The sequence below is a fragment of the Pantoea sp. ANP04 genome (assembly GCF_041982285.1).
Taxonomy (GTDB): Bacteria; Pseudomonadota; Gammaproteobacteria; order Enterobacterales; family Enterobacteriaceae; genus Pantoea; species Pantoea eucalypti.
The window spans coordinates 93,435-117,758 of sequence record NZ_JAUTYS010000011.1 but is presented as its reverse complement, the minus strand read 5'-3'; the positions used below and the strand labels follow the sequence as shown (position 1 = coordinate 117,758).

Genomic DNA, 24,324 nt, shown 5'->3' with positions numbered 1-24,324 from the left:
GCGGTTTGACCCGGCGAGAAAATCACCGCAGCGTGCAGACTCAATACAACAGTTACAGGGTCAGAGGAGAAAAGCGTCCCGTGGCTGAGCCAAAAAGCCGGGCGCGTTTTGAATAACGTAAGCGTTGGCCTGTTTACAGGCGCACCTCAGGGATGAGGTGCGTCATCGTGCGGGCCAGGCAGTCATGGATGACGGTTTTACAGCGTTCCGATCTGACCGTGTTCCCGATGCAGGCTGGATCTCACCGCTAATCGGGCCAGATTTTGTCTGTAACCTCGGGACCGGTCATAGCCGCCCCACTTACTTATAAAGCCCGCGCAGCAGCTTATGCACAAACTCCGGCACCACTTCGCTCGCCAGACCATAGTGACGCTCAGCAAATTCATTGCCTACCTGGCTCGGTTCCAGATTCAGCTCAACGGTATGCGCGCCCTGAATTTTGGCTTCATGGACAAAGCCTGCGGCCGGATAAACGTGGCCTGAAGTGCCGATAGCAATAAAGTAGTCCGCCTGTTCCAGCGCCTGATAAATCTGCTCCATGCCCAGCGGCATTTCGCCAAACCACACCACATGCGGCCGCAGTGCAGAGGGGAACTGGCAACAGGTGCAGCGATCGTCCGGCGTGATATCACCGGTCCACTCAATCACCTGACCGCTGGTGACACAGCGCACTTTTAACAGCTCACCGTGCATGTGCAGCACCCGACTGTTTCCGGCTCGCTCATGCAGATTGTCGATGTTTTGCGTAACCAGCAGGAAATTTTCGCCTAATACCTGCTCCAGTTCTGCCAGCGCCAGATGAGCGGCATTGGGCTGAATCTCCGCCTCCTGTAACTGCTGGCGGCGCGCATTATAGAAGCGCTGCACCAGCGCGGGATCGCGCCTGAAGCCTTCAGGCGTTGCAACATCTTCCACGTGGTGCTCTTCCCACAGGCCGTCAGCCGCGCGGAAGGTCCGGATGCCGGACTCCGCTGAAATGCCTGCGCCGGTCAGCACCACAACATGCGGCTGAGGATGGGCGGCAAGTTCGGCCTGACGATCGCGCTCAAAAATGCGCTGGCGAAAGCGCTGATGCACTTTTCTCCGGGTTTTCTTCAGGCGGGCAAGTCGTATGCGGCGACGTGGTGTACGCATAAAATCTCCTGGCGTAGCGGCTGCGGTGAGCCGCTCTAAACAGATTCCGGGTCAACATCACCCGATAGTAACGGTTGCTGAGGGCACAACCCAACAGCAAAGGTCTTAAACAGATGCGGCGCGAAAACCTCTCGCGCCGCATTTTTTCACTGACCGCTTAATACCCGAGCCGGGTCAATGCGGCTGGCACGTCTGGCGGGATACCAGCTCGCCAGCAGGCTCAGCAGAATCGCCGTAATCAGTACTGAGAACACATCAATCCAGTGCAGTTCCGACGGCAGGAAATCAATGAAGTAAATATCCCCCGCCAGCAGATGATGGCCGGTAATCGACTCCAGTCCGCGCACCAGCGAGGTCAGGTTAAGCGCCACCAGCACGCCCACGACCACGCCGCTGACGCTGCCCAGCAGACCCGCCAGCAAACCGTACCAGATAAAGATGGCGCGGATCAGCCGATCTTTAGCGCCGAGTGTGCGCAGCACTGCAATGTCACTGCTTTTGTCTTTTACCGCCATTACCAGCGTGGAAACGATGTTAAAACAGGCAACGCCAATCACCAGCACCATCGCCAGATACATGATCGCGCGGATCATCTGAATGTCGCGATACATATAGCCGTAAGTGCCAATCCAGCTCTTGATGTAGACGTAAGAGCGGGTCGCCTCACCCGCATCGCGCACCAGTTTGACCGCCTGGAAGGGGTCGGTCATCTTCAGGGCGATGCCCGACACGCTGTCACCCATCTCCAGATAGTGCTGCGCATCGGCCAGCGGCATCAGCGCCAGACTGTGATCGAGCATGCCGCTCAATTGCAGGATACCGCTGACCTGAAGCCGGATACGTTTTGGCTGCAGCAGTTTGTTATCACCATCGTTATTGGGGATCATAATGGTGATCCAGTCGCCCTGCTTCACATTCAGCGATTTCGCGATGCCGCCGCCCAGAATGATTTGCTGCTTACCGGCGGCAAAAGTGGACCAGGCGTTATTGGCGACAAACTGTGGCAGTGCGCTGAGACGCGGCTCTTGTGCGGGATCAACGCCTTTAACCTGCAGCGCTTCCAGCCGGGCACCGCTCTCAATCAGGCCAGTGAAGTTCACATAGGGCGCTGCCGCTGCAATGCCGGGCACCTTTTCAATCGGGGCAATCATCGACTGCCAGTGCTGAAACGGCTGATTGACCGCCTCGATCTCACCGTGCGGCACCACCGCCAGAATGCGATTGTTCAGCTCACGCTCAAAACCGTTCATGGCGCTCAGACCGATAATCAGCACCGCCACGCCCAGCGCAATCCCGATAGTAGAGATCACCGAAATCAGCGAGACCATGCCGCCACGACGGCGGCCGCGGCTAAAGCGCAGGCCCAGCAACAGGGATAACGACGAGCCCATTACAGCGCTCCTGCCATAGTAAGCTGCTCGCTTAACTGACCGTCACGCATCTCCATCTTTCGCGTCATGCGTTTTGCCAGCATCAGATCGTGCGTGACCACCAGAAACGCGGTGCCCTGACGCACGTTCAGTTCGCCCAGCAGTTCAAAAATAGCGTCAGCGTTGCGCGCATCCAGGTTGCCGGTTGGCTCATCCGCCATCACCAGACGAGGACGGTTGACCAGCGCACGGGCAATCGCCACGCGCTGGCGTTCGCCGCCTGACAATTCAGAAGGCCGGTGCGCGGCGCGATGGTCCAGACCGACTGCCGCCAGCATCTCACGGGCGCGATCCTGCGCTTCCGCTTTCGCAGTTTTGCCTATGAGCAGCGGCATCGCCACGTTCTCCAGCGCACTGAAGTCCGGCAACAGATGGTGAAACTGATAAATAAAGCCCAGCTCGCGATTACGCAGTTCGGCTTTGGCCGATGAGGACATGGCATTCAGTGACTGACCATCAAACACCACGTCACCCGAGGTCGGCGCATCCAGTCCGCCCAGCAGATGCAGCAGCGTACTTTTACCCGAGCCGGAGCTGCCGACAATAGCCGTCAGTTCACCGGGCTGGAGGCTGAAAGCCACATTGCGCAGCACATCGGTCTGCACGCTGCCTTCCTGATAGCGTTTGCACAGGTCGCGGCACTGCAACAAAGGAGTGTTACTCATAACGTAAAGCCTCAGCAGGTTGAACGGCGGCAGCGCGCCACGAAGGATAGAGCGTAGACAACAGCGCCACAATCATCGCGCTGAGGGCGATAGTGACCACCTGCCACACATTAATATCAACCGGCAACGCGGCCCCATCAAGGAACAGGCCAATTACCGGCATTAAGTTGTTGAGCTGGCTGGCGAGCAGGACGCCGAGCAGCGTGCCGAGCAGCGTGCCGATAATCCCGGCGCTGGCACCCTGAACCATAAACACCGCCACGATTTGCCGGCGTGTCAGGCCCTGGGTCTGGAGGATCGCCACTTCGCCCTGCTTCTCCATGATCAGCAGGCCTAATGACGTGATGATGTTAAAGGCGGCCACGGCGATGATCAGGCTCAGCAGCAGGCCCATCATGTTTTTCTCCATGCGCACGGCCTGGAAAAGATCGCCTTTGCGCTCACGCCAGTCTTTCCAGATAAGGCCCGCAGGCAATGTCTGCTGACTCAGACTGTCGACTGATAGCGGTTTATCCAGCCACAGTCGCCAGCCAGTAATATTCCCGGCCGGATAACGCATGACGCGCGACGCATCCTGCAGATTGACCAGAATCTGATACCCGTCGACTTCGCTATTGGCAGCATAGGTGCCCGCTACCGTAAACAGACGCTGACTCGGCACCCGCCCCATTGGCGTGAACTGGCTGACAGACGGCACCATCAGACGCAGCTGATCGCCACGTTTTACGCCAAGTTGTGATGCCAGCTGTTCGCCGAGAATGACATTGTACTGTCCGGGCTGCAGCACGCTCTGCTGGGTATTCACCAGGAACGGCGTCAGCGGATCTTTTTCATCCGGATTAATGCCCAGCATTACGCCAACGGAGACGCTGCGCGGGCTTTGCAGCACCACATTGGCGGTGGTCAGCGGCGCGATGCGGTTAACGCCCTGCAGATTCAGCGAGGCGGCGGGTTGCTGTTGGGGATTGAGACTGCCTTTGTCGCTGGTAATCAGCGCCTGCGGCATCAGCCCAAGAATATTGCCTTCGAGTTCACGCTCAAAACCGTTCATCACCGATAACACGGTGACCATCGCCAGCACGCCAAGCGTAATGCCAATCGTTGAGAGCCAGGAGACAAAGCGACCGAAGCGATCCGATGCTCGTCCGCGCATGTAACGCAGACCGATAAATAGCGCGACAGGTTGATACATGGAATCCAGTAAGCCGTTGCCTGAAAATAGGTAGTGGGATGATAAAGGAGCGGCTGGCTTTATGAAACCTCTAACCCTCTGAGTCGGCAGCAAAGTTGCATCCGGATGCGTCATCTCTTGCCCCAAAGCCGCGGAATAGCCGATAAAGCCGCCGCTTATTGGCTGATTATTCAGCGCAGGTGGGGTGTAGACTATAATCAGTAACAGGATAAGGGGTGAATTTATCGCACAGCGGTAGAGGTAGAGGTAGAGGTAGAGGTAGCGACCATGTTGAAATTTCCCAAAGGCAGTATCGTCAAACATAAATCCGGGGAGATCAGAGGCGAAATTATCAATGTCTTTGAGCAGGGAAACGCACCCGCCGGCTACTACGTAAAGTGGGACGACGGCAACCTCAGCTACCATCCTGAGCAGGAACTATCCTGGGCAAATATCGACCGCCCACGCATGCATTACACACAGCAATCCATAAAATAAAATGCCCGCTTAACCCCGTCGCTGCATAGCGACGGCGGTTTTTTATGTTGCCTCGCCAGACTCCGTCTATTCTCTCTCTATCCGCTGCATTACCGCTGACGCCAGGTAATGGCTGACCAATCCCTGGATTCAGCGCGGCGCGGCAGGAAAATTGTGCCGCAAAGGTGATCCCCCTGACATAATATGGAATGATTACGTCCTGGAAAAATGGAGCAACCCCGAGATCCCATGCCCGAACAGACTCGTTATACCCTGCCCGTTAAATCCGGCGACCACCGTCAGCTTGGCCAGATTATAGGCGCAGCGCACGCGGTGGAGTGTGCCAGCATTACCGAACACCATGCGGGTCCGGTATTGATGATTACCCCCGATACCCAAACCGCCCTGCGTCTGCTGGATGAGATCCGTCAGTTTACCGATCTGCCGGTGACGCACCTCGCTGACTGGGAGACACTCCCCTACGACAGCTTCTCGCCGCATCAGGATATTATCTCCGCGCGCCTGTCGACACTCTACCAGCTGCCGGTGATGCAGCGCGGTATGCTGATCATGCCGGTCAACACCCTGATGCAGCGCGTCTGCCCGCACAGTTTCCTGCATGGCCATGCGCTGGTGATGAAGCAGGGACAAAAACTGTCACGCGACCGGCTGCGCGACCAGCTTGAGCAGGCCGGTTATCGCCATGTCGATCAGGTGATGGAGCACGGTGAATACGCCACGCGCGGCGCCCTGCTCGACCTGTTCCCGATGGGCAGCGATCAGCCTTATCGCATCGACTTTTTCGATGATGAGATTGATAGCCTGCGCCTGTTCGACGTCGACAGTCAGCGTACGCTGGAAGCCGTCCCGGAAATTAACCTGTTGCCGGCCCATGAGTTTCCCAGCGACAAAGCGGCTATTGAGCTTTTTCGCAGCCGCTGGCGCGAAATTTTTGATGTGCGCCGCGAGTCGGAGCATGTCTATCAGCAGGTAAGTAAAGGCACGCTGCCTGCGGGCATTGAATACTGGCAGCCGCTCTTTTTTGAACAGCCATTACCGAGTCTGTTCAGCTATCTGCCAGATAACACCCTGATTGTGAACTGTGGCGATCTGGAAGGCAGCGCCCGCCGCTTCTGGCAGGATGCTGAGGTGCGTTATGAGAATCGCCGCGTTGATCCGATGCGTCCGCTGCTGGAGCCGGTTACCCTGTGGCTGCGTCCAGATGCCCTGATGGGTGAGTTGAAAGCCTGGCCACGCATTCAGATGACCAATGAAGTGCTGCCCGACAAAGCGGCGAATACCAATCTCGGTTACACCCCGCTGCCCGACCTTGCCGTTCAGGCGCAGGCGAAAGCGCCGCTCGACCATCTGCGTCAGTTTATTGAAACCTTCAGCGGTGCTGTCGTCTTCTCGGTTGAAAGCGAAGGCCGCCGCGAGACCCTGCAGGAACTGCTGGCCCGGATTAAACTGCGCCCTCAGCCGGTACATCGTTTCGATGAAACTGTCGACGATCGTTTCAGTCTGATGATTGGCGCCAGCGAGCGCGGTTTCATTGATACCCAGGGTAACCGGGCACTGATTTGCGAAAGCGATCTGCTGGGCGAACGCGTCAGCCGTCGCCGTCAGGATACCCGTCGCACTATCAATCCGGACATTCTGATCCGTAACCTGGCGGAGCTGAGCCCCGGCCAGCCGGTGGTGCATCTGGAGCACGGTGTGGGGCGCTATATCGGCCTGACGACGCTGGAAGCGGGTGGTATTCAGGCGGAATACCTGATGCTCTCCTACGCCAATGACGCCAAACTCTATGTGCCGGTTTCGTCGCTGCACCTGATCAGTCGCTACGCGGGTGGCGCGGACGATAACGCCCCACTGCATAAACTGGGCAGCGATGCCTGGTCACGCGCCCGGCAGAAAGCGGCTGAGAAAGTGCGTGATGTGGCGGCGGAACTGCTGGATATCTATGCCCAGCGCGCCGCCAAATCCGGCTTTGCCTTTAAGCATAATCGTGAACAGTATCAGCTGTTCTGCGAAAGCTTCCCCTTTGAAACCACACCGGACCAGGCGCAGGCAATCAATGCGGTGCTGAGTGATATGTGCCAGCCGCTGGCCATGGACCGCCTGGTGTGCGGCGACGTCGGCTTCGGTAAAACCGAAGTGGCAATGCGCGCGGCGTTTCTGGCGATTGAGAACCATAAACAGGTGGCCGTGCTGGTGCCGACCACCCTGCTGGCACAGCAGCACTACGATAACTTCCGCGATCGCTTCGCCAACTGGCCGGTCCGCATTGAGATGCTCTCCCGTTTCCGTACCGCCAAAGAGCAGGCACAGGTGCTGGAACAGGCCAGTGACGGCAAGATCGACATTTTAATCGGCACCCATAAGCTGCTGATGAGCGATCTCAAATGGCACGATCTCGGCCTGCTGATTGTTGATGAAGAGCACCGCTTCGGGGTGCGTCACAAAGAGCGCATCAAGGCGATGCGTGCCGATGTGGACATTCTGACCCTGACCGCCACGCCGATCCCGCGTACGCTGAATATGGCCATGAGCGGCATGCGCGATCTCTCGATTATCGCCACACCGCCTGCCCGCCGTTTAGCGGTAAAAACCTTTGTGCGTGAATTTGACGATCTGGTGATCCGTGAAGCGATCCTGCGTGAAGTTCTGCGTGGCGGACAGGTCTACTATCTTTACAACGACGTTGAAAATATTGAGAAAGCGGCGCAGCGTCTCAGCGAACTGGTGCCGGAAGCGCGTGTGGCGATTGGTCATGGCCAGATGCGTGAGCGCGATCTGGAACGGGTGATGAACGATTTCCATCATCAGCGTTTTAACGTGCTGGTCTGTACCACCATTATCGAGACCGGTATCGACATTCCGACTGCCAATACCATCATCATTGAGCGGGCCGATCACTTTGGTCTGGCACAGCTGCATCAGCTGCGTGGTCGCGTTGGCCGTTCGCATCATCAGGCTTATGCCTGGCTGTTAACGCCGCATCCAAAATCGATGACCGCCGATGCACATAAGCGACTGGAAGCGATCGCCTCTCTGGAAGATCTGGGAGCCGGTTTTGCGCTGGCTACGCACGACCTGGAGATTCGCGGTGCCGGCGAGCTACTGGGTGATGAGCAGAGCGGACAGATGGAGACGCTGGGCTTCACACTCTATATGGAACTGCTGGAGAATGCGGTCGACGCGCTAAAAGCGGGTCGCGAGCCGTCACTGGAAGATCTCACCAGTAATCAGACAGAGGTAGAGCTGCGGATGCCCGCCCTGCTGCCAGAGACGTTTATCCCGGATGTCAGCACCCGTCTTTCGCTCTATAAGCGCATCGCCAGCGCAGAGGTTGAAGAGGAATTACAGGAGCTGAAAGTGGAGATGATCGACCGATTTGGCCTGCTGCCCGATCCAGCCCGAAATCTGCTGGACGTGGCGATTCTCCGTCTGAAGGCCCGTGCTGTCGGTCTGCGTAAGATCGAAGCCAGCGACAAAGGCGGTTATTTCGATTTTGCGCCGAAGAACAATGTGGATCCAGCATGGCTGATCGGCCTGTTGCAGAAAGAGCCACAGCAGTGGAAGCTGGATGGCCCGACACGCCTGCGGTTTACCCGCGAGCTGTCGGAAAGAAAGATTCGCATGGAGTGGGTGCAGGGCTTTGTTTCACAACTGGCTGAGCATCAGGCGTAACACCTCTGCCCGCGCGCTACTGAGCTAATCGGTAAAGCGCGGGAAATGGCGATAAAAAAAGGCGCATCATACGATGCGCCTTTTTCATTATTTCACTATTACGTCGTGCTGTGTGGCCGCGAGTGCAGCAAAGCTTTGCCCAATTACGCCTGGTCGCCGTTGAGAACCAGCTGACCATTGCGATCCAGAGGAATACGCGTGCCGGGGTCATTTTCCATGCGGATTTTACCCTGCTGATCGCCTATTTTATAGGTCACGTCATATCCCAGTTTTTTCTCTTGTTTATCATAAACTGTTTTGCAGCGCTGTTCGGTTGTGGTGTAGGTATCCCGATCCTGCAGTCCACCCTGGACCTGATTACCGGCATAACCGCCCGCTACCGCACCCGCTACTGTCGCCACATCCCTGCCGCGACCGCCACCAAACTGGTGACCCAGCACCCCACCTGCCACTGCACCTAATACAGAGCCAGCAAGACGGTTTTCATCCTGTACGGCCCGACGGTGGGTCAGTGTGACGTTCCGGCACTCCTGACGTGGCTGTTTGATGCTCTCTTTGATTGGTGTTGCAGAGAGTACCTGAGCGTATTGAGGACCGCGATCAAACACATTCATGCCTGCTACGGCTGCAACACCCAGCGCTGCTGCCACACCAATACCGATACCCGCTAACATTGATTTATTCACAGGAAGTTCCTCCTGAAAAGTGTTACCGCGCAATCCTGCTGTTAAAGCATCCTCGTTAACTGAGGTATAACCGGCGTGCGCGACGCGCCGTGTTTGTTGAGATGAAGTTTTACAGATGGACCGAAAATGCAACATCAGATAAATGGAGGAAATTGGTCACTTTGCTATCAGGGCCAGTTTTTAGGAGAGTTCTGATGAGATGTAAGCCAGAAGTAATCGACACCAGAATTTACTTTAATCACTTCAAATTCAATACATTAAGAGATGACCAATATTGGCGCTACGCCCTGATCATATTGACACATGAACCCTGTCAGATTCGATACAGTGAGCCGATTCGCAGGAACAATAAGCGGCTGTAAACCAGTCAGACTGGTGATATCCCATTCACGCTGACGCCTCAGGGTTCGCGCGGCATAGCTGACTGAACGGGGCTCCAGCGCGACGAATAAACCGTTGCACGGCTGTCCGCCAGCCGCGACTCCCCACCAGTCTGGCGCAAAAAAAAAGCCCCCTCAATATCGAGGAGGCTTAGCCTTGACCAGACTGATTACGCTTGCTTAGTGCAGCTTAAGCCGGGGACGGATCACCCGGTTAATGCTGCCCACCAGCATCATCAGGCCAGTTTTAAAGTAGCCGTGCAGCGCGACCTGGTGCATACGGTAGAGTGAGATGTAGACAAAGCGTGCAATACGCCCTTCCACCATCATCGAGCCACGCATCAGGTTACCCATCAGGCTGCCGACCGTACTGAAGCGGGAAAGCGACACCAGCGAGCCATGGTCTTTATAGACATAGGCTTTCAGCGGTTTACCGTGACGCTGCGCCAGGATGTTTTCCATCGCGCGTGAGGCCATCTGGTGCGCCGACTGGGCACGTGGCGGAACAAAACCGCCGCCTGGCAGGGCGCAGGAGGCACAGTCGCCAATGGCGTAAATGTCATCGTCCAGCGTGGTCTGCAAGGTCTCTTTCACCACCAGCTGGTTGATACGGTTGGTTTCCAGTCCGCCAATCTCTTTCAGGAAGTCAGGCGCTTTGATCCCTGCTGCCCAGACCATCAGGTCGGCTTCGATAAACTCGCCGCCTTTGGTATTCAGGCCATTACGCTCAGCGCTGGTGACCATGGTCTGCGTCAGAACGCGCACGCCCAGTTTGGTCAGCTCCTGGTGCGCAGCAGCAGAGATGCGCGGTGGGAGTGCAGGCAGAATACGTTCGCCCGCCTCCACCAGCGTCACGTTCAGCGCTTCGCGTCCGAGGCCTTTGAAGCCGTAGCTGTGCAGCTGTTTCACCGCGTTGTGCAGCTCCGCTGACAGCTCAACGCCTGTTGCGCCGCCGCCCACGATAGCGATGTTCACTTTCTCGACCTTGCCTTCGCTGGCAGAGAATTTCAGGAACAGGTTGAGCATTTCGTTGTGGAAACGACGCGCCTGATGTGGATTGTCCAGGAAGATGCAGTGATCTTTGACACCCGGCGTTCCGAAATCATTGGAGGTGCTGCCCAGCGCCATGACCAGCTGGTCGTAGGCCACTTCACGCTGTGGCACCAGCACTTCGCCCTGTGCGTTCAGCACTTCGGCCAGGCGGATCACTTTGCGGCTGCGATCAATATCGGTGAGCGAACCCAACTGGAACTCAAAACCGTGGTTGCGGGCATGGGCCAGATAGCTCAGTGCGTCAATGCCTTCATCCATCGAACCCGTGGCCACTTCGTGCAGCAGCGGCTTCCACAAATGGCTATGGTTACGATCAACCAGGATAATCTCGGCTTTCTTTTTACGACCCAGTTTATGGCCCAATTGCGTCGCCATTTCCAGGCCGCCCGCTCCCCCGCCGACAATAACAATTCTCTTAACAGACGTAGTCAACAAAGACCCCCTCAAATTGTGAACCAAAAGTTAACCAAAGGTTAAATTAAACCTTAAGAAACATAGGGTTGGCGAAGTTAAAATCGCAATCTGCGGCCAGAATAGCATGGCGGGAAGAGGAGAACATAAGAATATTGATATACATCAAAGCGGAGAAATAAAACTCAGATAATTACGTAACGAAAACAGGCACCTTGCGGTGCCTGACAGGTTTAACCTGATGTTTTAAAAGATTTTATCCGCTGAAGGTGTGGGGATATGTTTTTGAATTTGTGCCCTTCTGTCTCATCCCAGACGATGTCATAAAACGGATGCAGCTGGTCGGCGATGCGCTGGCTGTCCAGCGCCTCATCATGACGGGAGAGGAAGGTCAGACAGCGGTCACGATTGCGCTCGCGAAAATCGCTGACGCATTTGGTGGCGATGTCCTGATACTCCTCGGGACGGTCAATCTTCCCTTCCATATTCTCCTGCGGAAAGAGGTTGGGATTGAAGATCGCCTGGCGGATGCCGCACAAAAACCCGATGCGCTCTGACCAGAAGCCGCCCAGCCCGACACCGCAAATCAGAGGGCGGTCATCGTCGGACAGCGTCAGCATCTTATCGGTCTCTTTCAGCAGAAACTGCATATCATGTTTAGGATGGCGGGTGCTGTAACTGATCAACCTGACGTCAGGATCGATAAATTGCAGTTGCAGCACCTTTTCGTGATTGCCCGGACTGTTGGAATCAAAACCGTGCAGATAAATGATCATGATAATCCTCAGGGTTGAGATAGCGCCGGGCAGTCACTGCTTACCACGACGCCTTGTGAGCCAGCCAGCGTTCCTGAAGCGCACTCAGTTGCTGGGCATTGGTTTTCCAGCGATGCGTAGCCTGCAGCTCACCGCGGGTAAACCTGCCCTGATGATACAGCTGCGTCATGCGCTCTGACCCGACCGGGATCAGGTTATCCAGCACACTGATGGCTCCCTGGCGCTGATTGCAGACCAGAATCATGTCGCAACCGGCAGAAAGGGACTGCTGCGCCCGCTCAGAATAGCTTCCCATCACGGCGGCGCCCTCCATCGACAAATCGTCGGAGAAAATCACGCCATTAAAGCCCAGTTGCTCGCGCAACACGGTTTTCAGCCAGTATGGCGAGCCGCTGGCGGGCAGCGGATCAACGTCGGTGTAGATGACGTGAGCAGGCATGATGGCATCCAGCGCCTGCTCGGTGATCAGCTTGCTGAAGATCGCCATGTCATGCTCACGCAGCGTTTTTTCTTCGCGCGGATCCCGTGGCGTCTCTTTATGCGAATCGGCGCTGACCGCACCATGCCCCGGGAAATGTTTACCTGTGGTCTTCATGCCTGCCTCGTGCATCCCCGCAATAAAGCGGCGGGCAACAGCAAGAGCAATGGCCGGATTGGCGTGGAAAGAGCGGTCGCCGATGGCAGCGCTGATATGACCAATGTCGAGCACCGGCGCAAAGCTGATATCGATATCCATCGCGATCATTTCGGCCGCCATCTGCCAGCCCGCCTGCTGCGCCATCTCACCTGCGGTGTCTGCATCGTGAAGCGCGGCGAAGGATTGCATCGCGGGCAGTTGAGTAAAGCCGTCACGGAAACGCTGAACGCGACCGCCCTCCTGGTCCACCGCAACCACCAGCCGGGAGTGAGAGGCCGCGCGGATCTGCCGCACCAGCTCTGCCAGCTGAGCCGGGTCGTGATAATTTCGGGCAAATAAAATTAAGCCGCCGACCAGCGGATGCTTCAGGATGTCGCGCTCTTCGCCATCCAGTTCATAGCCCTCAACGTCAAGCATCAGCGGGCCGGGTAAATGTGTTCTCATAACCTGAATCCTGTGGCGTTATGCAGCTGCATAACGCGATTAAATCTGTTCCCAGCTCTGTCGGGCCAGCTGGTGTAATGTTTCGTTTTCACTCTGACTGGCACGCAGCTGATACCAGCTGGCCATCAGCAAGCGCAGCCAGGGTTGCCAGCGTCTGACCTGCTGCACCAGCGCGGGAAGCGGCAGCTGCATCGCCGCTGCATACTCTGCCAGCCATTCGGCATCGTGCTGCGGATCGCTGGCACAGACGGCCGCCAGTTCCAGCGCCACGTCGCCATCGGCGGCATATTCCCAGTCAATCAGACGCAGGCCTTCGGGACCTTGTATGACATTACCGGCATGCAGATCCATGTGCAGCGGTGCCAGCCTCAGCGGCCGGGGCTCACCCTGCTGCGTCAGGCGCCTGAGCGCTCGCAGCCAGCGATGATGCCGCTGAGGTGTAAGCTGCCAGTAATCCCACAGTAGCGATAACATCGACAGTTGATAGCCGGTCAGCGGCTGCTGGTGCAGTTGCTTCAGAAGGGCCACGATCTGCGGACGTTGCTCGCCGAAGCGTTGTGCATCCAGCGCCTCGCCCGCGCACCAGGTCAGGATAATTCCCTGACGATGTGACGCTACGGGCTGCGGCGCCAGCCCCGTGGTTCTCAACTTTCGTAACAGTCGGAATTCTCGCTGCCGGTCCACAAAGGGAATAGCCGGTTGCGGTGTCGCCCGAACGATAAAGGTGCCGGACGGGCTGACAATCTTCTGGCTGTGTCCGGTCAGACCGGCCAGCGGCATAATCAATGCTTTGTCTGGTTCGCCCGTGACCTGTTCAATGATCCGCTGGAATGCCGGATTAATTCTGAGCAATGCCGTTGCCGGACCAGATGATCTCGCCGGTCTGAACCAGCATCAGCTGCATCTGCAGGGTCGGTGTTTTAACATCGCCACGCGCGTTACTGTAGAGCACATACTGTGCGTTGAGGTTACGCGCCAGGCCAATGGCTTTACTGCGCGAGTTCAGGCTGTCATCCGGCGATAATCCCAGCGTCTGCTTGGCCTGTGCCAGTTGATCTGCAGAGACGAGGGTGAATTTACCGTTATTATTCAGCGCATTCTGGATTGCTGCCGTGGCTTTGTCGCTTTGCAGCGAGCCATTGGTGCTGTTTTTGATCCGATCGACCAGCAGCACGCTGCCAGGCTCGGCGCTGGCGGCCTGTAACATCTGCGCCACCAGCGGCTGAACGGTGGCATCCCAGTTGATAGTCACCAGTTTTGGCGGCTGCGGCACAGGCTGCGGTTGCGGTACCGGTTCAGGTTGCGGAACGGGCTGGGTTGGCTCAGCGGGCTGGGTCGGTTCAACCGGTGCAGGCTGCTGCTGCTGTTTCACAACACAGCCGGTCAGAATGAGCGCCATCAGAAGCGTTCCGGTACGATTAAAACTGCGTATCACGATGAAAATCCTTAAAGATAGAGATAAAGACGAACCTTACTGGCAGTCAGGTTACCCATTTGCGAGGCGGCGACTATGCTGCCCTGCGCCGGAACGGTGACGGTCTGCGCCGGTTCCTGCGGGGTGATTTCCAGCCCTTTGTCGTCATACCAGTAATAACGGTAGTGCACAACGACCGGTGTTTCGCGCTGATTATAGAGCACGCTGGTGGCACGTTTGAGTCCATCGTTCTCATCCAGCGTCGGCTCATCGGTAATAATCCCTGCCGACAGCACAGAGGACTCCATCACCAGTGACTGTGACGTATTGATCATCGGTTTATCACTGCTGCAAGCCGTCAGGCAGAGCAGGATCGGCAGGCCAGTCAGCCAGGATCGCATAGCACGTTTCCGTTATCAGTTAGAGAGCATCGGACCCAGCGGTTCGCCGCCCAGCAGATGCATATGAATGTGATAAACCTCCTGACCACCATGTTGATTGCAGTTCACAATCAGACGATAACCATTTTGGTCGATACCTTCCTGGCGGGCGATTTTCGCCGCGGTGGTAAACATGCGTCCCAGCGCGTGCTCGTGCGCGGCTTCCACCTCGTTGACCGTGGGGATCAGCACATTCGGCACGATTAAAATATGCGTCGGTGCTTTAGGCGAAATATCACGGAAGGCCGTGACCAGCTCGTCCTGGTAAACCACATCAGCGGGGATTTCGCGGCGGATAATTTTACTAAAAATGGTTTCTTCAGCCATGGTGCAATTCCTTTAGCCTGAGTCGTAATCAATCAGTATGCGGGAGAAATTTGTTTTCTTTCAACCTCAGTACCACTTTTCTTGCATTGTTCGCGTGCCTTTGCAGCAGCCCCTCATTCCCCTGCCTGAAACCCCAGTATGAATACCCATAAAGCAGCCGCCATCACATAAAAATGAAACGCTGTTTTATAAATTAGAATTATGCCCCCCTTTTCTTTGCCTGATTGCCACTTCAACGCTTTTGGTTGCCAGATTGCGAAGGTTTAACCGCCGCGTCAGCTCTACTTTGCTAATCAGTCCGGGGGAGATGTCTGGCGTCACCCGGTCAAATTGCCCCATAACATTAAGGAGCCTCACACATGCGCTCACGTAAAATTGGTCCTGGCCACTATCTGGCCTATGGATCTGGCGATTTTCTCGGAGCAGGCACAACGGCGCTGACTGCCGCCTGGTTACTCTATTTTTACACGACCTTTTGTGGATTAACCCCCATTCAGGCCACGCTGATTTTCGCCGCCGCTCGCGTGCTGGACGCCGTGGTCAGCCCGCTGATGGGCTTCCTTACCGACAACTTCGGTTCAACCTGGCTGGGCAAACGTTTTGGCCGCCGGAAATTCTTTATCCTGCTCGGCATACCCTGTGTCTTCAGTTATAGCCTGATGTGGGTTAGCGACATGAGTTTCTGGTGGTATCTCTGCACTTACCTGCTGTTTGATATCGTCTACACCATGATTCTGGTGCCTTATGAAACGCTGGTGCCGGAAATGACCGACGACTTTAAACAGAAGACCCGCTTTTCCGGGGCGCGAATTGGTCTGGCACAATTATCAGCGATACTGGCCGCATTCTTACCCGGTATTTTGCTGAGCATGCTGGGCAAAGAAAATCCCCTCTCCTTTTTCTATGCCAGCCTGGTGTTCTCAGTAATTTGCGCGCTGGTACTGACGCTGGTGTGGTGCTTTACCTGGGAACGTCACCCCGATGACTTTTCTGCCGAATCACGCCGTGCGGAGCAGGAAAAGCAGCAGCTGACGCTGATGCAGAGTCTTAAACGGCTCTATGTCGAACTGGCCTCAACCTTACGTATCCGTATCTTCCGGCAACACCTTGGCATGTATCTCGGCGGCTATATTGCTCAGGATGTGTTTAACGCCGTCTTTACATGGTACGTGGTGTTTGTGCTGATGCAGAGTGCACAGGTTGCCTCCAGCCTGATGGGCACAATGGCAGTCTTGCAGTTTATTGCTGTGATGGTGATGATCCCGCTCTGTATCCGTATGGGACCGGCCCCTGCCTATCGTCTGGTCGCCATACTCTTTGGCCTCGCCGCGCTCTCCTATGCCGGTCTTTGGTATACCGGAATGAACGACAACATGTCTCTGCTGCTGGTGATCTCTGCCGTCGCAGGCCTGGGGCGTGGCGGCATCAACTATGTGCCGTGGAACACCTACACCTATATCGCCGATGTGGATGAGGTGATCACCGGTCAGCGCCGTGAAGGGATATTTGCCGGCATCATGACCCTGACGCGTAAAGCGTCCCAGGCGGGTGCCGTCATGCTGGTGGGCATCGTGCTGCAGCTCTCCGGCTTTGTCTCTGGCCAGGCCACGCAGGCGCCGGGCGTCAGCCACACTATTCTGGCGATTCTCAGCATCGGCACGGTGGCCGTGCTGACCTGCGGCTTTATTGTCTCACTGCGTTTTAAACTGAATTTGCAGACGCACACCGTGCTGCGCCAGGAGACGCTGAAGATGCGCGAGGCAGGCCGTATCGTGCCGGAAAGTCTCACCCCGGAAGCACGGAGCATTGTCGAAACGCTGGCAGGCATGCCTTACGAGAATCTGTGGGGTAATAACAACATTGGCTTCCTTAATCGCAACAAGCCCGCGCCGGAAAAACTTACCGCACATCCCGTATTAACCCCTTCTTTAAACACCACCTTAAAACGACAGGAATAAACCATGACTGTATTTCCCGTTAAACACAGCAAGTTATTGTGCCAGCCTGAGTATCTGCTGCCACGCAGCGAACTGGTTCAGCTGATTCAGAAACTGACTCAGAATCTGGTCAATATCACGGATGAAACAGGCGAATTTTTATTACGGCTGGACGATGGCCGGGTGATTGATACTAAAGGCTGGGCGGGCTGGGAGTGGACACACGGCATCGGCCTGTACGGCATGCTGCACTACTATCAGCAGACCGGTGACGCGCAGACGCTGGCCATCATTGACAGGTGGTTTACGCAGCGTCTGGCGGAAGGCACGCCGACCAAAAACGTGAATACCGTGTGCCCCTTTCTGACGCTGGCTTATCGTTACGAAGAGACCAGAAACCCGGCCTGGGTGCCGGTGCTGGAGCGCTGGGCAGAATGGGTCATGTATGAGATGCCGCGTACTGAACAGGGCGGCCTGCAGCATATTGTCTATAACAATGAGAACACCCAGCAGCTCTGGGACGATACGCTGATGATGAGCGTAATGGCACTGGCTAAAATTGGTCAGTTGCTGAAGCGCGTTGAGTGGGTTGAAGAAGCGAGCTATCAGTTTCTGCTGCATACCCAGTATCTGATGGATCGCGAAACCGGCTTATGGTTTCACGGCTGGAACTTTGATGGCCGCCATAACTTCGCCAATGCGCGCTGGGCGCGCGGCAACAGCTGGGTGACGATTGTCATTCCCGACTTCCTGGAGATGATGAACTGGCCTGAACATCACGCGACCCGTCGCTTTCTGCAGCAGGTGCTGGAGAGCCAGGTCAACGCGTTGAAGGCCTGTCAGCACAGCAGCGGATTGTGGCACACCCTGCTCGATGATCCGCACAGCTATCCGGAAGCGTCTGCCACCGCCGGGTTTGCCTATGGCATCCTGAAAGCGGTGCGCAAGCGTTATCTGCCCGCTGCGTATCGAGAGGTGGCAGAAAAAGCGCTGCACGGCGTAATTGCCAATATTGATGAAGATGGCGAGCTGAAGCAGGTCTCTTTTGGTACTGCAATGGGCAGTGACCTGGACTACTACCGCACGGTTCCCCTGACCTCCATGCCGTACGGTCAGGCGATGGCCCTGCTCTGTCTGACTGAGTATCTGCGTGTTTACCTCTGAGTCCTGGCCAAAAAAAAGCCCCGCTTAGCGGGGCTTTTTCATCTCTTAATGATTACATGCTGCGGATGTAATCATCCATATCGGTTTTCAGGTTATCGGATTTGGTTCCGAAAATTGCCTGTACACCGGAACCCGCAACCACCACGCCACGAGCGCCGAGGTTTTTCAGCTCAGACTGATCCACTTTCGCTACATCAGCAACGCTGACACGTAAACGGGTGATACAGGCATCCAGGTTGGTGATGTTCTCTTTACCACCAAACGCAGCTACCAGTTTGCCCGCCATCTCCGTTCCGGTCGCGGTAGACTGCTCGCTGCTGCTGCTCTCTTCACGGCCAGGCGTTTTCAGATCCAGTTTCGCAATCAGGACGCGGAATACGGTGTAGTAAACCAGGCCGTAGATGATGCCGATAATCGGGAACAGCCAGATTTTGCTGCTGTTGCCGCTCAGCACGATGAAGTCGATCAGACCGTGTGAGAAGCTGGTGCCATCACGCATTCCGAGCAGGATACAGATTGGGAAGGCCAGACCTGCCAGCAGCGCATGGATCACATACAGAATCGGCGCCACGAACATGAATGAGAATTCAATCGGTTCGGTGATACCGGTCAGGAATGAGGTCAGCGCAGCTGAGATCATGATGCCGCCAACTTTGGCACGGTTTTCAGGTTTCGCTGAATGCCAGATAGCAATCGCGGCCGCTGGCAGACCGTACATTTTGAACAGGAAGCCACCTGAGAGTTTACCTGCGGTCGGGTCACCTGCCATGTAACGTGGGATGTCGCCGTGGAATACCTGACCTGCCGCATTGGTATATTCACCAATCTGCATCTGGAAAGGTACGTTCCAGATGTGATGCAGACCAAATGGCACCAGCGCGCGCTCAACAACGCCGTAGATACCAAAGGCAACAACCGGGTTCTGATAGGCCGCCCACTGTGAGAACTCCTGAATCGCAGCACCGACGGGTGGCCAGATAAAGGAGAGCAGCACACCCAGCACAATCGCCGCCAGGCCAGAGATAATCGGCACAAAGCGTTTACCGGCAAAGAAGCCCAGATATTCTGGCAGCTTGATGCGGTAGAAGCGGTTGAACATGTAAGCGGCGATGGAACCGGCGATGATACCGCCCAGCACCCCGGTATCGGCGAGGTGTTTCGCCTCGATCTCTGCCGCTGGCAGATGCAGCACCAGCGGTGCAACGACCGCCATGGTTTTCACCATGATGCCATACGCGACAACGGCGGCCAGTGCCGAAACGCCGTCGTTGTTAGTAAAGCCCAGCGCCACGCCGATAGCAAAAATCAGTGGCATGTTGGCGAACACCGATCCACCCGCTTCTGCCATTACATGGGAAACCACTGCTGGTAACCAGCTGAAATTGGCTGAACCGACCCCTAACAAAATACCGGCAATCGGCAGAACCGATACCGGCAGCATCAGCGATTTACCGACCTTTTGAAGGTTGGCAAAAGCATTTTTGAACATAGCGTGAAGCTCCTGAGTATGAGTGCATATTTGCGCAGAGCGCGTGGCAAAGAGGGAGGATTCTTTGCCGGGCTGGCGGTGACCGCCTTTTGATTTATTACGAAGGGTAAAATAAATCCCGAATTGTTACTTTGACGGCTATCACGTTTCAACAAACAGAGCCGCGCACTTTACGAAATTTCTGACTGATCCGCACGAGTAATCGACGATAAAAAGCTGACCCTGGCTGAATAGACAGGGTCATATAAGCAGGTTGCAGATTAATTACAGAGAGTGAAATAAAAGACGGTTATCCGCCCAGCTTACTCATGGGGATATGAAACAGCGTTGAAAAGTTTTGAGTGGTGGCAGCGGCCAGCGTTTCCATATCCACGCCTTTTAATACGGCCAGATATTCGGCAACATCGCGCGTATAAGCGGGCTGATTCTCTTTACCGCGATACGGCACGGGTGCCAGATAAGGTGAATCCGTTTCCACCAGCATCCTGTCCAGCGGCACATAACGCGCAGCTTCGCGTAACTGTTCAGCATTGCGGAAGGTGACAATACCGGAAAATGAGATGTAAAAGCCCATATCCAGCAGCTTTGCGGCGGTGGGCTGATCCTCGGTGAAGCAATGCAGCACGCCGCCACAACGCTCGACCTGCTCTTCACGCAAAATCGCCAGCGTATCTTCGCGTGCATCCCGGGTATGAACAATAATCGGTTTATTCAGCGCGATGCCGGTACGGATATGTTCCCGGAATGAGCGCTGCTGCTGATCTTTGGTCTCTGGCTGATAGTGATAATCCAGCCCGGTTTCACCCAGAGCCACGACCTGAGGATCGGCAGAGAGCCGGCGAAACTCCTCAACGTCATAGGCCTCTTCCTGATTCAGCGGATGCACGCCGCAGGAGAGCGCAATGTTTTTTCGATCGCCAACCAGACTTTTCAGGGTGTGAAAACCCGGCAGCGTGGTGGCAATAGCCAGCATAAATTTCACATCACGCGCTGCTGCTTTAGCGATCACATCATCAAGGTCACGGTGGTGCTTTTCATAATCCAGGCCATCAAGATGGCAATGGGAATCAACAATAAACATAATTACTCTCAGGTAGGTTTAGCCGACCAGCGTGGGCTTCTGTAGGTCCGCCCAGCTCAGGAGCTGATCGGTCAGCAATAATTCGCGATTGACTGACGCCACATGCAGTAACTGCTCACGACAGCGCATCCATGCCTGGGTGCTGCTGTTGAGCGCACTGGCGGAAAAGTAACCGGCCAGGAGCTGCACCACATCCTGGCGATCAATATTACTCAGCCATTGTCCCGCATTTTGCTGCCATTTCATGGCATCCAGCAATAACGAGAGCAGCCAGCCGATGCGTGCGGCCGCGTCGTCCGCGTTCAGTGCAGGCAGCAGTTGCAGGATGTCCTGCTGTAACGCAGCGGGCAGCGCATCACAGAGCTTCTGACGGGCTTGCCACGGTCCGGTCTCCAGCAGGCTCAGTGCCGCACCGGGTGCGCCCGCGCCCAGGCGCAACGCCGCCAGCAGCATCTGTTCATCGTGGGAGGATTGCTTCTTCAGCCAAAGCAGACTTTGTCCTTCGTCCGGCGGTGTCAGATGAAGCGTCATGCAGCGGCTGCGCAGCGTGGCCAAAAGGCGTGAGGGGTCACGGCTGCTGAGGAAGAACCAGCTGTTGGCAGGCGGCTCTTCAAGGGTTTTCAGCAGTGCGTTAGCTGCGGCTTCCGAAAGCTGCGCAGCATCTGGCAGCCAGACCACTTTCGCGCCGCCCTGCTGACCAAAGTGATACATCTTTTCCGTCACCTGACGCACCGCATCAATGCCCAGGGTACTTTTGCCCTTCTCTGCCTCAAGCCGATACCAGTCAGGATGGGTGTTGGCCTGCATCAGCTGACAACCGTGGCACTCTCCGCAACTTTTCAGGCCATCCCGCTGCTGGCACATCAGCCAGCGGCTCATTCCCCAGACCAGTGCCTCATCGCCCATGCCCGCCATCGCCTGGATCATCAGCGCATGGTGCGCGCGATTTTCCTGGTGCTGACTGATCACCTGACGGTAAGGCTGATTCAGCCACGGATACCAGTTCATCACGCCTGCTCCGCCAGCCAGCTATCCAGCGTCGCTTTAAGTGACGCGGTCACTTCTTCCAGCGACTGAGTGGCATCAATGGTAAGAATGGTGGGATCGTCTGCTGCCAGCGTCAGATAGCGCGCGCGGGTGCGCTCAAAGAAGCGCAATGACTCCTGCTCAATACGATCCAGCTCGCCACGTGCACGGGCACGCTGGAGACCAATATCAGGTGTCACATCCAGATAGAGCGTCAGGTCGGGACGGAAATCGCCTAAGACAGCATCACGCAGCGTCTGCATCAGTTCACTGTCGAGTCCCCGACCGCCGCCCTGGTAAGCCTGAGAAGAGAGATCGTGTCGATCGCCAATCACCCAGGCACCGCGAGCCAGCGCAGGTTTGATGACGGTCTCCACCAGCTGAACGCGCGCTGCATAGAGCATCAGCAGCTCTGCTTTATCCGTAACCTGCTCACCCTCAATCCCCTGCTTGACCAGTGTCCGCAGCTGTTCTGCCAGCGGCGTGCCGCCCGGTTCACGGGTAAAGACCAGATCGTTGATGCCCCGGGCGCGCAGCGTGGCAACAATAGCATCACGCGCAGTGGTCTTTCCGGCGCCTTCCAGGCCTTCAATGACGATAAACTTACTGTTCATTTTTTTCCTTCAGTGTCTGCCGGTAAATCTGCACCGCTTTGTTATGGCTGGCAAGGTTGGTGGTGAACGTATGTCCACCCTTCCCGTCTGCAACGAAGTAGAGATAGTTCGTTTTTTCAGGATGCGCTGCTGCCTGAAGTGACGCTTTGCCCGGCATGGCAATCGGGCCAGGCGGCAGCCCGTTAATCGTGTAAGTATTGTACGCGCTGGCGGTTTCAAGATCTTTGCGGGTCAGCGTGCCGTTATAACTGTCACCCATGCCATAGATGACGGTGGGATCGGTCTGTAACCGCATTCCCGTGCGCAGGCGATTAATAAACACCGAGGCGACACGTGCGCGCTCTTCGCTGACACCGGTCTCTTTCTCAATGATGGAGGCCATCGTCACCATATCCTGTGGCGTTTTATAGGGCAGATTGTCCGCCCGTCCCTGCCACACCGCATCAATGGTCTTTTTCATCCGATCATGCGCCCGCTGCAACAGCGCCATATCGGTGGTGTTCGCCGTGTAGAGATAGGTATCCGGGAAGAAGTTGCCTTCCAGTTGTTCAGGCTCCACCTTGAGTGCGCTGGCCAGGGTGGCGAACTGATCGTCTTTCAGGGTGTGCCGGATGTAGGGCGCTTTACGCAGTTCACTCAGCCACTCTTTGAGCCGCTGACCTTCGACGAACCGCACCGGGAATTGCGCCTCTTTGCCGCTGGCCAGCAGCTGTAACAGCGAGCGTACGGTCATGGTTGGCTCAAGGCGATAAGTGCCCGCCTTAAAGGTCGCCAGTTCCGGCTCCAGACGCAGCAGCGCACCAAACCAGATACTGTGGGGAATAATTTTCTGCTCTTCCAGCTGCGCTTCAAGCGCAACCCGCCCCGTGCCGGCAGGCAGCGTATAAATCGTTTCCTGTTTCAGCGTCAATGGGGTGGCAGCAAACTGCTTAACCTGCCAGTAACTCAGCACCGCTGCGAGAACGACGATTGCCAGCAGGCTGACGAGAATCTTTTTACTTCGAATCATGATGCATCCATTATTTGTTCACAGCTTGCCAGCAGCTGCTTAAACAGCGAGCGCTCAGTAAACTGCACCGCTTCTATCTGTCGGACCGGCAGAACCGGCATCAGCGCGTTACATATCACCACTTCATCGGCGGCCAGCAGTTGCGCCGGTTCGCTTTTCACTATCTGGCAAGCCTGACCTGCGGCAGCAAGTTGCGCCATAAGACTCCGCCGCATAATGCCATCGACACCCGATGCCGAGAGATCGGGCGTGAAAATCTGCGTGCCCTGACGCCAGAATAAATTGGCCGCACAGCATTCCACCACCCAACCTTCAGTGTCAAGCACCAGCGCCTCGTCGGCGTCTGTCTGGTCAAGATGAGCCCGGATCATCACCTGCTCCACGCGGTTCAGGTGCTTGATACCGGCAAATTGCGGGTTTCGCGCCAGACGAATCGGACTAAGCCGGAGTCGGGCACCACGCTGCTGTATATCGGTGTAGTGTTGTGGCCAGGCGGTCAGAGAGACGATTCGCACAGGTTCACCACAGCCGCGACGGCTGTAACCCCGCCCGCCGCTGCCCGCGCTGATAATCACTTTCAGCACCGCCTGGGTTTGTTCATAAGCGGCCTGCTTCATCTCGGTCTCAAGCTGATGCCAGTCGACGCCAGCGATCCATAACCGCTCACAGCCCTCTTTAAGGCGCTGAATATGGCTTTCCAGCATCACAATTTTACCCTGACGCACGGCGGCGGTAGTAAAACAGCCATCGCCGAACTGCAGTGCGCGGTCGCTGGCGGCCACTGTCGATTGTCTGAACCCGTTAATCCACATCGTTCTCTCCTGAGCGTGACCTCTGATTTCACCGCATTTTGCAGGATAAAAAAA

The 24,324-nt window shown here is 56.1% G+C and carries 22 protein-coding genes; 4 read left to right on the top strand and 18 right to left on the bottom strand.

All coding sequences use genetic code 11. The annotated features are described in order from the left end of the window. Positions 1–300: 300 nt before the first annotated feature. The 4 genes from cobB to lolC form a co-directional block, all read right to left on the bottom strand. Positions 301–1,134 carry a Sir2 family NAD+-dependent deacetylase gene (gene cobB, locus Q7C21_RS15780; RefSeq protein WP_078804283.1) on the bottom strand — a complete coding sequence of 278 codons (834 nt, stop codon included), beginning with the start codon at positions 1,132–1,134 and terminating at the stop codon, positions 301–303. Positions 1,135–1,280: 146 nt separating this feature from the next. Next, on the bottom strand, positions 1,281–2,525 hold the full coding sequence (lolE, locus tag Q7C21_RS15775; RefSeq protein ID WP_375150870.1) for a lipoprotein-releasing ABC transporter permease subunit LolE: 1,245 nt from the start codon (positions 2,523–2,525) through the stop codon (positions 1,281–1,283). Then, entirely contained in the window at positions 2,525–3,229 is a 705-nt protein-coding gene (lolD, locus tag Q7C21_RS15770; protein WP_078804282.1) for a lipoprotein-releasing ABC transporter ATP-binding protein LolD, read from the bottom strand. The genes lolE and lolD overlap by 1 nt, the downstream gene beginning before the upstream one ends. Beyond that, positions 3,222–4,421 carry a lipoprotein-releasing ABC transporter permease subunit LolC gene (lolC, locus tag Q7C21_RS15765; protein WP_033743171.1) on the bottom strand — a complete coding sequence of 400 codons (1,200 nt, stop codon included), beginning with the start codon at positions 4,419–4,421 and terminating at the stop codon, positions 3,222–3,224. Before lolC ends, lolD begins: the two co-directional genes overlap by 8 nt. Before the next feature lie 267 nt (positions 4,422–4,688). Here lolC and Q7C21_RS15760 point away from each other — a divergent pair, with 267 nt between their 5' ends. Together Q7C21_RS15760 and mfd are read left to right on the top strand one after the other, a co-directional pair. Next, on the top strand, positions 4,689–4,898 hold the full coding sequence (locus Q7C21_RS15760) for a hypothetical protein (protein ID WP_003849845.1): 210 nt from the start codon (positions 4,689–4,691) through the stop codon (positions 4,896–4,898). A 228-nt stretch (positions 4,899–5,126) separates the two neighbouring features. Continuing rightward, positions 5,127–8,570, top strand: coding sequence for a transcription-repair coupling factor (gene mfd, locus Q7C21_RS15755; protein ID WP_375150869.1), 3,444 nt, complete (start codon positions 5,127–5,129; stop codon positions 8,568–8,570). A gap of 143 nt (positions 8,571–8,713) precedes the next feature. Here mfd and Q7C21_RS15750 read toward each other — a convergent pair whose 3' ends face one another. The 8 genes from Q7C21_RS15750 to hinT form a co-directional block, all read right to left on the bottom strand. Beyond that, the gene (locus Q7C21_RS15750) at positions 8,714–9,256 is read right to left on the bottom strand and encodes a glycine zipper 2TM domain-containing protein (RefSeq protein ID WP_003849847.1); all 543 of its coding nucleotides are present in this window, start codon (positions 9,254–9,256) and stop codon (positions 8,714–8,716) included. Between the two features lie 560 nt (positions 9,257–9,816). Then, entirely contained in the window at positions 9,817–11,121 is a 1,305-nt protein-coding gene (locus Q7C21_RS15745; RefSeq protein WP_003849848.1) for an NAD(P)/FAD-dependent oxidoreductase, read from the bottom strand. Positions 11,122–11,333: 212 nt separating this feature from the next. After that, positions 11,334–11,876, bottom strand: a complete 543-nt coding sequence (gene ycfP, locus Q7C21_RS15740) for an alpha/beta hydrolase YcfP (protein ID WP_003849849.1) — start codon at positions 11,874–11,876, stop codon at positions 11,334–11,336. 40 nt (positions 11,877–11,916) lie between these two features. Further along, complete coding sequence (gene nagZ / locus Q7C21_RS15735; RefSeq protein ID WP_375150868.1) at positions 11,917–12,957, bottom strand: beta-N-acetylhexosaminidase; 1,041 nt, start codon at positions 12,955–12,957, stop codon at positions 11,917–11,919. A gap of 39 nt (positions 12,958–12,996) precedes the next feature. Further along, the gene (gene thiK, locus Q7C21_RS15730) at positions 12,997–13,779 is read right to left on the bottom strand and encodes a thiamine kinase (protein WP_110411774.1); all 783 of its coding nucleotides are present in this window, start codon (positions 13,777–13,779) and stop codon (positions 12,997–12,999) included. A gap of 16 nt (positions 13,780–13,795) precedes the next feature. Further along, entirely contained in the window at positions 13,796–14,392 is a 597-nt protein-coding gene (gene lpoB, locus Q7C21_RS15725) for a penicillin-binding protein activator LpoB (protein ID WP_003849852.1), read from the bottom strand. Between the two features lie 11 nt (positions 14,393–14,403). After that, positions 14,404–14,772, bottom strand: a complete 369-nt coding sequence (locus Q7C21_RS15720) for a YcfL family protein (RefSeq protein WP_003849853.1) — start codon at positions 14,770–14,772, stop codon at positions 14,404–14,406. Positions 14,773–14,787: 15 nt separating this feature from the next. Next, a complete protein-coding gene (gene hinT, locus Q7C21_RS15715) occupies positions 14,788–15,138 on the bottom strand; it encodes a purine nucleoside phosphoramidase (protein WP_003849854.1) in 351 nt (116 codons plus the stop codon). Positions 15,139–15,497: 359 nt separating this feature from the next. Between hinT and Q7C21_RS15710 the strand changes: the two genes are divergently transcribed. Both Q7C21_RS15710 and Q7C21_RS15705 read left to right on the top strand, forming a co-directional pair. Then, on the top strand, positions 15,498–17,096 hold the full coding sequence (locus Q7C21_RS15710) for an MFS transporter (RefSeq protein ID WP_003849855.1): 1,599 nt from the start codon (positions 15,498–15,500) through the stop codon (positions 17,094–17,096). Positions 17,097–17,099: 3 nt separating this feature from the next. Continuing rightward, complete coding sequence (locus Q7C21_RS15705; protein WP_154926090.1) at positions 17,100–18,239, top strand: glycoside hydrolase family 105 protein; 1,140 nt, start codon at positions 17,100–17,102, stop codon at positions 18,237–18,239. 52 nt (positions 18,240–18,291) lie between these two features. Here the strand turns inward: Q7C21_RS15705 and ptsG are convergent, their stop codons facing one another. The 6 genes from ptsG to pabC all read right to left on the bottom strand — a co-directional run bounded on the left by ptsG (position 18,292) and on the right by pabC (position 24,270). Next, on the bottom strand, positions 18,292–19,728 hold the full coding sequence (gene ptsG, locus Q7C21_RS15700; RefSeq protein ID WP_003849857.1) for a PTS glucose transporter subunit IIBC: 1,437 nt from the start codon (positions 19,726–19,728) through the stop codon (positions 18,292–18,294). Between the two features lie 289 nt (positions 19,729–20,017). Further along, positions 20,018–20,809 carry a metal-dependent hydrolase gene (locus Q7C21_RS15695; protein WP_003849858.1) on the bottom strand — a complete coding sequence of 264 codons (792 nt, stop codon included), beginning with the start codon at positions 20,807–20,809 and terminating at the stop codon, positions 20,018–20,020. An 18-nt stretch (positions 20,810–20,827) separates the two neighbouring features. Beyond that, on the bottom strand, positions 20,828–21,817 hold the full coding sequence (gene holB, locus Q7C21_RS15690) for a DNA polymerase III subunit delta' (protein WP_033743184.1): 990 nt from the start codon (positions 21,815–21,817) through the stop codon (positions 20,828–20,830). Then, positions 21,817–22,449 (bottom strand): dTMP kinase, encoded by a 633-nt coding sequence (gene tmk, locus Q7C21_RS15685; protein ID WP_003849860.1) that lies wholly within the window; start codon positions 22,447–22,449, stop codon positions 21,817–21,819. The genes holB and tmk overlap by 1 nt, the downstream gene beginning before the upstream one ends. Next, positions 22,439–23,458: a cell division protein YceG gene (gene yceG, locus Q7C21_RS15680; protein WP_003849861.1), complete on the bottom strand. Its 1,020-nt coding sequence runs from the start codon at positions 23,456–23,458 to the stop codon at positions 22,439–22,441. Before yceG ends, tmk begins: the two co-directional genes overlap by 11 nt. Beyond that, positions 23,455–24,270 (bottom strand): aminodeoxychorismate lyase, encoded by an 816-nt coding sequence (gene pabC / locus Q7C21_RS15675; protein ID WP_008925933.1) that lies wholly within the window; start codon positions 24,268–24,270, stop codon positions 23,455–23,457. The genes yceG and pabC overlap by 4 nt, the downstream gene beginning before the upstream one ends. Positions 24,271–24,324: the final 54 nt, after the last annotated feature.

What these genes read in the sequence shown, in the direction of transcription:
- tmk (WP_003849860.1), bottom strand. Translation starts at nt 22,449, where the DNA reads ATGAACAGTAAGTTTATCGTCATTGAAGGCCTGGAAGGCGCCGGAAAG.
- ycfP (WP_003849849.1), bottom strand. Translation starts at nt 11,876, where the DNA reads ATGATCATTTATCTGCACGGTTTTGATTCCAACAGTCCGGGCAATCAC.
- lolD (WP_078804282.1), bottom strand. Translation starts at nt 3,229, where the DNA reads ATGAGTAACACTCCTTTGTTGCAGTGCCGCGACCTGTGCAAACGCTAT.
- Q7C21_RS15705 (WP_154926090.1), top strand. Translation starts at nt 17,100, where the DNA reads ATGACTGTATTTCCCGTTAAACACAGCAAGTTATTGTGCCAGCCTGAG.
- lolC (WP_033743171.1), bottom strand. Translation starts at nt 4,421, where the DNA reads ATGTATCAACCTGTCGCGCTATTTATCGGTCTGCGTTACATGCGCGGA.
- yceG (WP_003849861.1), bottom strand. Translation starts at nt 23,458, where the DNA reads ATGATTCGAAGTAAAAAGATTCTCGTCAGCCTGCTGGCAATCGTCGTT.
- Q7C21_RS15760 (WP_003849845.1), top strand. Translation starts at nt 4,689, where the DNA reads ATGTTGAAATTTCCCAAAGGCAGTATCGTCAAACATAAATCCGGGGAG.
- ptsG (WP_003849857.1), bottom strand. Translation starts at nt 19,728, where the DNA reads ATGTTCAAAAATGCTTTTGCCAACCTTCAAAAGGTCGGTAAATCGCTG.
- holB (WP_033743184.1), bottom strand. Translation starts at nt 21,817, where the DNA reads ATGAACTGGTATCCGTGGCTGAATCAGCCTTACCGTCAGGTGATCAGT.
- mfd (WP_375150869.1), top strand. Translation starts at nt 5,127, where the DNA reads ATGCCCGAACAGACTCGTTATACCCTGCCCGTTAAATCCGGCGACCAC.
- Q7C21_RS15695 (WP_003849858.1), bottom strand. Translation starts at nt 20,809, where the DNA reads ATGTTTATTGTTGATTCCCATTGCCATCTTGATGGCCTGGATTATGAA.
- pabC (WP_008925933.1), bottom strand. Translation starts at nt 24,270, where the DNA reads ATGTGGATTAACGGGTTCAGACAATCGACAGTGGCCGCCAGCGACCGC.
- lolE (WP_375150870.1), bottom strand. Translation starts at nt 2,525, where the DNA reads ATGGGCTCGTCGTTATCCCTGTTGCTGGGCCTGCGCTTTAGCCGCGGC.
- Q7C21_RS15710 (WP_003849855.1), top strand. Translation starts at nt 15,498, where the DNA reads ATGCGCTCACGTAAAATTGGTCCTGGCCACTATCTGGCCTATGGATCT.
- nagZ (WP_375150868.1), bottom strand. Translation starts at nt 12,957, where the DNA reads ATGAGAACACATTTACCCGGCCCGCTGATGCTTGACGTTGAGGGCTAT.
- hinT (WP_003849854.1), bottom strand. Translation starts at nt 15,138, where the DNA reads ATGGCTGAAGAAACCATTTTTAGTAAAATTATCCGCCGCGAAATCCCC.
- cobB (WP_078804283.1), bottom strand. Translation starts at nt 1,134, where the DNA reads ATGCGTACACCACGTCGCCGCATACGACTTGCCCGCCTGAAGAAAACC.
- Q7C21_RS15720 (WP_003849853.1), bottom strand. Translation starts at nt 14,772, where the DNA reads ATGCGATCCTGGCTGACTGGCCTGCCGATCCTGCTCTGCCTGACGGCT.